Annotated in this window: 10 protein-coding genes; 2 read left to right on the plus strand and 8 right to left on the minus strand. The window is 61.2% G+C overall.

All coding sequences use genetic code 11. The annotated features are described in order from the left end of the window. A partial coding sequence (locus H7F49_RS19385) for a CatB-related O-acetyltransferase (RefSeq protein ID WP_214647904.1) occupies positions 1-521 on the plus strand: 521 nt, incomplete at its 5' end. A gap of 56 nt (positions 522-577) precedes the next feature. Here the strand turns inward: H7F49_RS19385 and epsI are convergent. The 8 genes from epsI to H7F49_RS18375 all read right to left on the minus strand — a co-directional run bounded on the left by epsI (position 578) and on the right by H7F49_RS18375 (position 8,526). Further along, positions 578-1,282 carry an exosortase-associated protein EpsI, V-type gene (gene epsI, locus H7F49_RS18340; protein WP_185685015.1) on the minus strand — a complete coding sequence of 235 codons (705 nt, stop codon included), beginning with the start codon at positions 1,280-1,282 and terminating at the stop codon, positions 578-580. Continuing rightward, positions 1,279-2,088 (minus strand): exosortase V, encoded by an 810-nt coding sequence (gene xrtV, locus H7F49_RS18345; RefSeq protein WP_185685016.1) that lies wholly within the window; start codon positions 2,086-2,088, stop codon positions 1,279-1,281. Before xrtV ends, epsI begins: the two co-directional genes overlap by 4 nt. 83 nt (positions 2,089-2,171) lie before the next feature. Then, positions 2,172-2,915 carry a CpsD/CapB family tyrosine-protein kinase gene (locus H7F49_RS18350; RefSeq protein ID WP_185685017.1) on the minus strand — a complete coding sequence of 248 codons (744 nt, stop codon included), beginning with the start codon at positions 2,913-2,915 and terminating at the stop codon, positions 2,172-2,174. Next, a complete protein-coding gene (locus H7F49_RS18355) occupies positions 2,912-4,246 on the minus strand; it encodes a GumC family protein (RefSeq protein WP_185685018.1) in 1,335 nt (444 codons plus the stop codon). The genes H7F49_RS18350 and H7F49_RS18355 overlap by 4 nt, the downstream gene beginning before the upstream one ends. Before the next feature lie 12 nt (positions 4,247-4,258). Continuing rightward, positions 4,259-5,104: an SLBB domain-containing protein gene (locus H7F49_RS18360; RefSeq protein WP_185685019.1), complete on the minus strand. Its 846-nt coding sequence runs from the start codon at positions 5,102-5,104 to the stop codon at positions 4,259-4,261. A gap of 25 nt (positions 5,105-5,129) precedes the next feature. Continuing rightward, entirely contained in the window at positions 5,130-6,371 is a 1,242-nt protein-coding gene (locus H7F49_RS18365; RefSeq protein ID WP_185685020.1) for a porin family protein, read from the minus strand. Positions 6,372-6,473: 102 nt separating this feature from the next. Next, positions 6,474-7,289: a peptidyl-prolyl cis-trans isomerase gene (locus H7F49_RS18370; RefSeq protein ID WP_185685021.1), complete on the minus strand. Its 816-nt coding sequence runs from the start codon at positions 7,287-7,289 to the stop codon at positions 6,474-6,476. Between the two features lie 121 nt (positions 7,290-7,410). Further along, positions 7,411-8,526: a Coenzyme F420 hydrogenase/dehydrogenase, beta subunit C-terminal domain gene (locus H7F49_RS18375; RefSeq protein WP_185685022.1), complete on the minus strand. Its 1,116-nt coding sequence runs from the start codon at positions 8,524-8,526 to the stop codon at positions 7,411-7,413. A gap of 671 nt (positions 8,527-9,197) precedes the next feature. Between H7F49_RS18375 and welK the strand changes: the two genes are divergently transcribed. Then, positions 9,198-10,241, plus strand: a complete 1,044-nt coding sequence (gene welK / locus H7F49_RS18380; RefSeq protein WP_235982332.1) for a beta-1,4-glucuronosyltransferase WelK — start codon at positions 9,198-9,200, stop codon at positions 10,239-10,241. Positions 10,242-10,363: the final 122 nt, after the last annotated feature.

Below are 10,363 nucleotides of genomic sequence, written 5' to 3' on the forward strand. Positions count from 1 at the left end.
CCAACGATCAGGCCCATCACCCCATCCAGGGTGGGCGGGAATTAATCGGAACGGTGGGCGGGATCAGTTCGGAATCCCGGGCGGGAATTCCTCGGAATGGGGGGCGGCTTCACCCCGGAATTCGCACCTTATTCTACAATGCGAAGCTGGGGAACGTCCCAGCAGACACCATCCCGGCCAATGAGGATAATTCCCTTACGATTGGCCATGGTGTGTGGATAGGGGATCGAGTGACCATTTTGTCGGCCTGTAGGTCGATCGGCAACGGAGCGGTCATTTCGGCTGGTGCCGTGGTGACGAAGGATGTCCCTCCTTACGCAATCGTGGTGGGGGTGCCTGGCCGGGTGCTCAGGCCGAGATATCCCGAGCCCGTCCAGAACGCCCTTGAACAGAGTCGTTGGTGGGAGTTTGACTTGGCGAACCTCCGTGAACTGGGTGATTTCCTGCAGAATCCCTTGACGGAAGAGCGGACCGGGGCATTCCTGCAAGCCTGCGCTGAAATCCGCCAGTCACGGACCTGATTGGCGTGCGCGCGGGAAGATGACTGGCCGTTTCGCCGGCCGTCCTCGCCAACTTGTCAGCCTTTATACATTCGCTTGGCCCGGCTCGTTCCGACCAGAACCTTGCGGTCGGCTGCTGGCATGGCCTTGACCAGGTCGGTCAGGAACCCGGCCAGCACCTTGAACTGGGCTGGTCCATCCCTGTTCCTCAGCAGCGAGGCCCTGACAAGGACACCGTCGGCCACGACTCCATTGAGAGCGGTCCTGAACCTGGCCAGCCGCTGCTCCGCTGCCGTGCGTGGCAGATACTCTCCCAGCCTGGTCCAGTAGACGATGTCTTCGGTCCGGGTGCTGGTGGTGGCCGTTAGTGCAACGGCCGGGACCGGATCATCGGCAGGGAGCGAAAGGTTGGTGAAGTGCCGTTCCTCCAGGGCAAAGCCCAGGGCCGGATAGCAGCTTTCCGGACGGTGCAGTTGAAGCAGGTCGCTCTGAGTGGCCCCGTACGCAATCAGCAGCATGATGGCCGGTCCGGCGCGATCAATCGGTTCGTAGATTTGCGCCACTGTTTCGCTGTAGAGCCGGTCGGCGAGGCTGCCAGGGATCTGCGGGACGATCAGTTCGGCTGTGTTTCGCGCCTGCCAGCGCCCCACCCGACGGGGGATCAACGGGCCAAGCTTGGCCGCACTGAGCAACGACAGGCGTCGGCTGGGTCGCAGCGCGGCGCCCAATCCCACGGCCGCAAAGCAGGCTCCACCAATCAGAAGGTCGCGACGCTCGATCACGTTCCCCCTTCCTGCCGCTTGATAACCCGCTGAAACACCTTGTCGATCAGAAAAATAAGGCCCAAACCGCAGGCAAAGAGGATTATCCCGGTGGTCAGGTGCATAAAGCCCTGCGCGGTGGCATCACCCTGATGATAGGTCAGCAGGACCAGGCCAAGCACCCGCAGGAGGTTCACCAACATCGCGATCGGCACGATCATGAAGACCAGCACCAGCGCATAGCGCCAGGAAGCCCGGTGCAGCGTATAGATGTAGAAAATGGTCAGGGCGGTAAGCCCGACAATCGAATTCATGCCAGAGCAGGCATTTTCCACCATCAGTTGGTAGGTGCCGATGAAGATCGCGACCCCCTGATGCGCGACCGGATATCCGATGGCTGCCAGGATCATGGCCACGGCCTGCGAAATCGCCTGCTGCAACGGAAAGGTCAGATAGTCGATTATCCACCCTGGTGGCGGCACGGCGAACGCGAGGTAGGCCAGGGGTAGGGCCGCAACCCGGAGCCCACCGGAACCGTAGATCCGATAGAGCACCACCGTGCCCACGCCCAGCATGCCCCATCCCTGCACACTAAGGAAATCGAATATCTGCCCAACAAGGTAGATGGCCAGTGTCGTGACCAGAAAGGCTGCCAGCAGCCGGTTCCGGGCCGGTGTCCGACGCGCACACATCTCGTCCCGGCAGTGCCACAGCAGCCAAAGACCGGTTGCCAGTACGAGAGGGCCGTGACTGCCCAGGTCACCTGACCACGACGAACGGGCAAGAGCCATCACCGTCGGGATGGCAAGCACCAGCAGTCCAGCCATCAGGGGCCAACGCGGGCCAATTGCGGTAGCAATGTCGCGCAGTCTAAACCCTGTGCCTGCGGTTGCGAGGTCCACTGTCCGGCCTAGAACACATTCATGAAAGCGCCCACGAGGCGTACACGATCGGCGAGGAGCATACCGGCGACGGTCTTGAGATCGGCTACCCGCGTCAGATCCTTGCGAGCGACCAGCAAGGCATAACCGGCGATAACGGAAATCCCGAGGTAGTCCGAAAATTCGTTGGCGGGGGGGGTGTCAACCACGGTGAATTCGTGGCTGCGCATGCCCTTGTTGATCACCTCGCTGAAGCGGCGCCCTGCGACCAGTTCCTGCGGAACACCTTCTCCGGTTCCCGCGTAGATGACCGACAGATTGGGGATGATATCCGAGTGGACAACGATTCCGTCTGAATCGGGGTCGTCCAACAGGTGGTTGATCAAGCCATGAGCCGGCCCGGGTGGCGTTATGTACTTGTGGACGCCCGGAGAACGCAGGTTGGCATCGATCAGCAGCGTTCGCTTGCCGGCCAATGCCATGGCAACCGCCAGATTTACCGAAAGAAAGGTTGAGCCCACACCACTGGTCGCGGCACAGATTGCAACCGACCGACGGCCATCCCGGATATGCTGCGAATTCAGCTGGGCCCTGAGTTCGCTGATGCTCTCAGCCTGCGGGCTGCGCGGGCGAGACAGGATGTAGACATCCGACGAGAAGTTGTAGCCTGGGTCAGACCCAAGGTCCGATGACACCGCCTGGTCCTCGCTGCACGCGAGTGTCGCCGCGGTGGTATCCACCAGCCCGTCGTCATCGTGGGTGATGTCAGTCATGCAGGCGAACTTTCGAGATTTTTCTGGCCGATACCCAGCCAATACCAAAAACTGCGGGCAGGCCGATCCAGCTTGCTTGAGCCCATCGCGGCGACGAACGGAAGATCGGGGAAGTCCAGATCCTCTATCCCGCGGACCCTGCGGTCGGCAAACTCGAGGCCGAGGGCCAAAGCCAGACCGATGGCCAGGCCACCTGCAACACCACCCAGGGCGATCAGCAGCCGGTTGGGCGATATCGGGGCATCGGGCGACACTGCGCCACCCAGCAGGGTCACTCCGGTCTCGCTCGACTGTGCCTGCTGCTCCAACTCGGCACTGCGCGCAGCTACCTTCTGGTACTGATCCTTGAGCAAGGTGATCTCGGTGGCAAGACGCTGTGCCTCGCCGACGAGCCCGCGTTGGGCCAGCACTTTCCTGGTCTGCGCATCGAGCATTGCGGCGGTTGAAGCCGCTCCGCCACCAGATCCGCCCCCACCGCGCGGTGCCGATGCCGCGGCGCGGGCAATGGCTGCGCGTTGCTGTTTCATGGCAACCAGTTGCGGATGGTTGGGACCCAGTTGTTCAGACATCTGCGCGATCTGAGCATCAATCTGAGCGAGTTGCGCCACGGCCGGGTTCGGCATGCTCGGCAGGTTCAACGAGGGAACGGGCATCGACGCAGCAGAAGCAATCGCCTTCAGCTTTTCGGATTCGATGTCCGTGTTGTTTTCCTGCAAAACGATCCCGTTCTTCTGTTCGAATTCGGCCTTTCGCCGTTCGGCATTGGCAAGGTCCCCGCTCAGCTTCTGCGCTTGGGCCTTGAACCATTCGGCCGTCTTGGCGGTGTCTTCGCGCCGGAACGCGAGGGTCTGCTCCACATAGGCATCACGAATGGTATCCGCCGCCATTCTGGCCGTGTTGGCCGAGTTGGCGCGATAGGTGATCTCCAGAATGTTGCTGTTGTCGACCAGGCTCACGCGGGTGTTGTCGATGATTCTTTGGGCCAGCCAACGCCGGAAATCGCGGCGATCGTCCTTCGAACGCGAACGGTATTCCTCCGCGATCTGGGGGTTGCTGGTCCAGCCGAAGACATCGACGACTTTGCCGGCCACGCGGTAATCGCGAATGAGTTCGGTCTGGGCATTGAGGAAGGCTTTCGCCGCCTGGGCATTGAACGCCTGGCCGGTTACAGGATCGGGCCGCAGGATATTGATCATGATCCGCGAGGTCGCCTCGTAGACCGGCGGCAATGACAGACTGACCGTCAATGCCACGACAAACGCGCCGAGCGTGGAAAAGATGATCAGCGTCCGTCGCGCCCACATCATCCGGGCATATTGGATCAAACCCATTCCCGGTCTCCCTTAGAAGAAGCGCTCGCCGACCACGATGACGTCACCATCTTGGATCGGCGCATTCGGATCGAACTTCTTCAGTTCCTTGCCGTCTCGGATCACCTTGACCCGGCCTTCAGAGCCCAGCGCGGTCAGTCCGCCGCCCCGCGCAAGCGCCTTGGGTACGTTCATGCCACGGTCGATGGGATAGGTGCCCGGCGCATTGACCTGCCCATAGATGTAGAAGGTCTTGGGGGGGGCGACGAACACCTTGTCCCCCGGATTGACGATCGGATCCTTGTCGGCCCCGCCGGTTGCGGCATCGCGCAGCGAAAGCTGGACTGGCGCTCCGCCCTCCGGCGTCAGGGTTATGGCATCGGCTCCAGCAGTTCTCAGCCCGCCTGCGCGGGCAATGATTTCAGACAAACGGTAGGCACGGTCGATGGGAACGATTCCGGGGGTGGCGACCTCGCCGAGCACGACAACGTAACGGCTTGCGAATGTGGTGACCACCACGCTGACCGCTGGCTTGGTGTAGAAGCCACCGGATTCCAATGCCTTCTGGACGGCATCCCGCAGTTCCAGGATGGTCTTGTTCGAAGCCTGGACGGAGTTGATGTAGGGGAGGAGGATTGTCCCGTCAGACTGAACCTGGACGCGGGCGCGATACTCATCACGGCCAAGCACGCTCACTTCCAGTACGTCGCCAATACCGACCTTGTAGCCGTTGTTAAGCGACACCGCAGCCGCCCGGGGGTCTGCTGCAGCCGCCACCGGCTGGGGAGAGATACTGGTCTGCGCCTGAGCGGGAACGGCCATGATGGTCGCGGCGACCACGGCAACCATCGTACGGAAGAAGGCTCGCAGAAAAGTCATAGGCTTAGTCCCTTGATCCCTGGCCTCACAGCGACACGTCGATGCTCGAGAGCGCCCTATAGTCGACAAAATCGTAGGCAGGGCCACCCCCTGTACGTTGATCCCGCGTGGCGCGCAGGCGGAGGGCGATCCGTCGGTTTACCGAGTACCTTGCGCCGATGTAGCCCGTGTCACGAAGGTCACGGGTGAGGGGCGTTCCGATGACCCGTGTTGGACCGATGAAACGCCGATAGAGATGAGTGTATCCCGCCTCGAGATTAACCCGCCCGGTCAAGGCATATCGCCCTGCCCATGAGTAGGTCGAGCTGATGTTGTAGTTGGATGGGATCAACAGCGAGGTCGATAGCAACCGCGATGTGTTTGCGGTTAACTCCAGGCGCGATCCGACGAGCAGCTTTGCGGACACGTCCCAGTTCATGCCCCGGAACCCCGGGGTGCCTCCCAGCCTGCTGTCCAGCGCCGCATAAGTCAGTTCGGCATTGGCCGATAGTCGCGCGCCGATATTGCGCGAGAATGCCACACCATAGGCCGTGGAATCGAATCCGCTGGCGCTGCCCCCCGCCAGGGGCTGGTTCGGGAACCGCACTTCGGTGCGCCGCACCAGCCCGGTCACCTCGCCCAGGGCAACGGACTGGTACATCAGGCCACCGGTGTAACTCAGGACATCGTGGTCATTGAACGTGCGGGAGGCGAGTGTGTTGGTTGCAGTCTGGTAGCGTACGGCAGCGGTCGGGCGTAGCCCGCCGACCGAGCCACAGGTCACCCGGGCCGAACCGCCCAGAAAGGTTTCGGCATTCTTGCCGGATTCGGGATCGTTGCCCGGAAAGTCGCCAAGATCGCTCTGTCGACGAGCAAAATTCGCCTCGAACCCGGTGTCGCAAACCGGCAGGTCAAGGTCCAGACCGGCGTCAAGGGACACCCGTTCGCGATTGAGCCGGGTGTTGCGCATGTTGATGTCGTAGCCCACGCTGCCCGCCAGAGTGGCCGTATGCCGTCCAGCTATGCGCTTGATGATGTCCAAATCCACCTTGGGAGTGATCCGAACATCCGATTGGCTTAGGCCCCGCGCGGCGGCCTCCGCCTCGCTCGACCGGGTCATGTTCGAGAAATAGGTCGCGTCAAGTCCGGCCCGCAGTGCCGGGCCTGGCTGGCGCGAGGCCGAACCGGGTGCTGACTGTGCCAGAGCAATCGACGGGACCATGCCAGCCGAGGCGACGACGCATCCCAAAAGCACCCTCTTGCATCTTGCCCGCTTAGCGACCGTCATGTCCGTTCCTTCTTCTCACCCGCTCGACCTGGTTTCCGGGTTGCCCAACCATGAATGGTCAATCGCCGGGCTGTTTCAGTTCATGCTCCGGCTGCGGATAGCCTATTGCCTCTTCGGTTGATAGGCTGGGTTGTAGCGAACTTCTTTCTTGCCGGCGGCGATCAGTTGGTTGATTTTCGCGTTCGTAATTGTTCCAGCCCGCTTTTCCCAGATCGTCTGGCGAGCAATTCGCAAGGCGTCCCGTTCTGGGAGGGGCAGCGTGACCGTCTCCCGAATGCGACTGATGCGCAGTCCCTGACTTGACGGGCTGACGATCACTTCGCCCGGCGGCAATGCTGCTATCTTTTCCGCCTGGTCCGGATCGATGGTCAGGGCATCAACCGTGCCGACGGTCTGGGCATAGGAAATGGCCAGATTGTCAAGCAGGACCCTTACTTCGTCGAGCGTCTTAAGCGGCAGCAACTGCCGGATCAACTGCTGCGTTCGCGTGGGATCTGTGACTACGAACTGATCCAGGATAAAGACGCGCCGCTTCGCATAGCTGGCAGGATGGTCGGCAACGAAATCCTTGACCTCGGCATCGTCCGGCTGGGGGGCCGAATCATGGATTCTGCGGTTCAGTTCCGAGATCAGCACCAGATCGCGTGCCCGGGCCTGCATCAACAAGGTCGACGGCAGCTTGTCAATCTTGGCCTCGTTCGCGGCATCAGTGAGAATCTTCCGAGAAATCAGAGCGTCGAGCGCTTGATCACGCGACAACCCGCCAGCAGCGCTGGAGGCCATTTCCTGCTGCAGCTCGCTCGCCGTGATCTCCCGTCCAGCCACTGTAGCAATGACCTGACCGGTGGGTTCCTTAGGCTCGCAAGCAGACAAAAGGACGATTAGCGTCAGTCCGAGCATTTTGACGGTTCGGGTCACGTTTGCTTACTCGTTCTAGTTGGACTGGTCTTGGCAAACGGTGCGATGCCATCGCCAAACTGAGCCGGAGCCACGCCAGTTGGTTGTATGCATTTACGCATAAGCAACTGAGTTCGCATGATCATCGCCTGATCCTGCGGCGGATTATGCCGACGAAGTTGCGAAAGCTCTCGCGCCGCGGCGCTCGGCGGCCGGCTTGGGTGACGTACAGCCCCTGCATGACAGGGACGGGTTTCCCGATCAGGCGCAGCCCGGCAATCCGTGCGCGCAGGGCCCTTTTTCTGCGGACCTGCCCTGGTTGCATCAGATCGATCTGATCGACCTCCAGCGGACTGCTCACGACCCGGCCTGCCTGTTCGGCTGCAGCGAGAAGTGCTGCGCCGGCAGGGGTTCGCGCCATGGTAAGGCTGCGTCCTTCCTGCTCCTCGAACTGAGGGTATCCTGTTTCGCCGCCATACCACGCATCGGCGCAGGCCAAATCCGCGACCCCGCCGACCCCATCGGGACAAATCTTGCAACGTGCCTGGACCCGGGGCGACAAGTGCCGGCCCCAGCTGTCCGCATATCGCATCTCGCCGCGGGCCCCGTCAGCCGTCTCCGCCACAGTCAGACCGGGCCAACCGTTGCCGCGATAACGGAAACGGGTCACCGCGGTGGGATCCAGTCCCATGTCAAGGATCACCGCATCTGCGCCGGCGTGGCTCGGGACCCCCGCGCAGAAGAACGACAGCATGAGTGGAACCTTTTGATCCACGCGCGGATCCGACTTAGCCAACTGACGCAGTGCAGAGACGTCGCAGGGCTTGCCGATAAAGAGAAATCGCCCTTCCGTGGCGAGCGCCGTATCGATATCCGCCAGCGGAGACGAGGAGGCGTAGCGCGAGCCGGCGCCCGCGATCAGGGCATCAGCAGTTTCGGACCAGGTGAGAACATTGCGGGTGGGGTGATCCGGGTCGGCCTCGATATGGAGTACGCGCGACACCATTCCGGTCTCAAGGGCATGGATCGCCAGGGCGGTGACCATGCCACCCGACGACCCGGCAAAGCGGACCCGCTGGTCGGTCGCATGGGCTGTGACGGTCTTTATCCACGGTCCCCAGTACTCGTGAACATACGGAGCGTCGGGCCAGCTCGATATGGTTGTGCCTGGGCAGGCGGTCGCAATGGCTTGCTCCGTCCGCTTATCGAGAGGCGCGATCTGTCTGGGACGAGCATAACCGGGAGCCTCCACGGTCATGCTGACCGCACCACCGCTCAGGCCCGCGCAAAGTCCGCACCCGGTGCAGAGGTCGCCAGACAGCACCCTCGACAGTGTTGGAGAATGAGGTTCGGTCACAAAAAACCTGTCCGGATGTGCCGCATCAGCGCGATGGGTATCCTCGGGGCCTTGGCGTGAATGCGGCCTGACCGGTCCTGTATCCAAGGATGGAATTCACGGGACGGCGGGTGCGACGTGGCATTGCCCCCTCTATCAACACATCGCTGGCCTGGCCTGGGTCGATGCAGAATTGATACCAAATCCACGCAACACCAACTCTCATTCAGGCAGGCCGGGGGGCTGCTGGTGGCACCAGCCGTGGATGACGCTGGTCTATCCAACAAACTGTTGACATCTGGTTTCCGGGACGGCTGCCGCATCCAGCATGGGGAAGATTAGGGTGTCGCTTGGGGCTTGTCCAGTATATTGCGGCTGCGAAGATCGGGGAGGGGGATGTTCCGGGTGTGGATCGCCTGGGAACGTTCGACCTGAATAAATGGTCTTTGGCAAACAGGTTATGGTTTATTGCCTTGTGCTCCCTTAACTTGTGGCCGTCCGCTTACGACGGATGTCTGGGGCGGCTGATGTTGCGGCGCAATGTAGCTTCGTCGCAGGGTTTATGATGACGTAGCGAAAGGCACATGGGGGAAATGGTAGCGGACAAACGGTGCGCAAAGCTCTTCCTCGCGGCGTCGGGGGGAGGGCACGTTCGGCAGATCCTGGATCTCGAGCCGTTTTGGAAGGCTTATGGTGATTACCTGTTCGTGACCGAGCCAACCGCGCTTGGTCACTCGATCGCCGAAAAGCACCCCGCCGAATTTGTCGAGCATGTCGCACTTGGTCAGGCCAAGCTGGGCGCGCCGGGGAAGATGTTGGTCGCGGCTGTCCGCAATTGCTGGTCTTCCTGGCGAATCGTACGGCGCCATTGTCCCCGAATTGTCATCACGACCGGCGCTGGTTCGATGTTCTTCACCATTCTGTGGGCGCGGTTGTACGGAGCAAGGATTGTCCTGATCGATAGCTTCGCCCGGTTTCACGCGCCGTCGGCATTTGCCAGACTGGGAGGGCCGCTGGCCCATGTCCGGATTGCCCAGTCACCGGAATCAGCGCGTAAGTGGTCTGGTTCCCTGCTGTTTGATCCCTTCAGATATCTTGACGCACCGCGCCCGGCCAAAGAGCCGCTGGTGTTCGCCACGGTCGGGGCCACGCTGAAGTTCGACCGCCTGGTTGAACTGGTTGCTGGCGCCAAGCAATCCGGATTGCTTCCGGAGCGTGTGGTGATGCAAGTTGGAGAAGGCGGGCTTCGCCCATCTTGTCCTCCTGACACCGAATTTCACGAGACCCTTCCGTTCGAGACGATTCAGGCAATCCTGGGCAAGGCGGATATCGTGGTCTGCCATGGTGGAACAGGTTCATTGATCACGGCATTGCGACAGGGCTGTCGGGTGATCGCGATACCCCGCACGTTCGCGCGGGGTGAACACTACGATGACCATCAGAGCGAGATCACAAAGGCCTTTGCCGAAAGGGGCTTGATCGAGTTCGCGGAAGGCCCTGATGACTTTGCCGCAGCGCTGCAACGCGTGCGTTCAAAAAGCCCGCGAATGGCAACAACCGATACGACCGACTTGAGCACCTTTCTTACCGAGTATTCAGCTGGGATTGCCTCCGGCACGACGAAGGCTACCTTGTAGCGCGACAAACTGGATGAGGATTGCGCGTCAATCAGGATGAGAATGTGATTGTCGCGGCGCGTCGATCAGTGCCTGTTTTGATTGTCGCTGGCAAGGTCGTCGTTCTCATCCTGATTGTCGCG

It is taken from the genome of Novosphingobium aerophilum (genome assembly GCF_014230305.1).
Classification (GTDB): domain Bacteria; phylum Pseudomonadota; class Alphaproteobacteria; order Sphingomonadales; family Sphingomonadaceae; genus Novosphingobium; species Novosphingobium aerophilum.

Excerpts from the sequence above, each read along its gene's own strand:
- xrtV (WP_185685016.1), bottom strand. The coding sequence starts at position 2,088 with ATGGCTGGACTGCTGGTGCTTGCCATCCCGACGGTGATGGCTCTTGCC.
- H7F49_RS18355 (WP_185685018.1), bottom strand. The coding sequence starts at position 4,246 with ATGGGTTTGATCCAATATGCCCGGATGATGTGGGCGCGACGGACGCTG.
- H7F49_RS18375 (WP_185685022.1), bottom strand. The coding sequence starts at position 8,526 with ATGACCGTGGAGGCTCCCGGTTATGCTCGTCCCAGACAGATCGCGCCT.
- H7F49_RS18360 (WP_185685019.1), bottom strand. The coding sequence starts at position 5,104 with ATGACTTTTCTGCGAGCCTTCTTCCGTACGATGGTTGCCGTGGTCGCC.
- H7F49_RS18350 (WP_185685017.1), bottom strand. The coding sequence starts at position 2,915 with ATGACTGACATCACCCACGATGACGACGGGCTGGTGGATACCACCGCG.
- welK (WP_235982332.1), top strand. The coding sequence starts at position 9,198 with ATGGTAGCGGACAAACGGTGCGCAAAGCTCTTCCTCGCGGCGTCGGGG.
- H7F49_RS18365 (WP_185685020.1), bottom strand. The coding sequence starts at position 6,371 with ATGACGGTCGCTAAGCGGGCAAGATGCAAGAGGGTGCTTTTGGGATGC.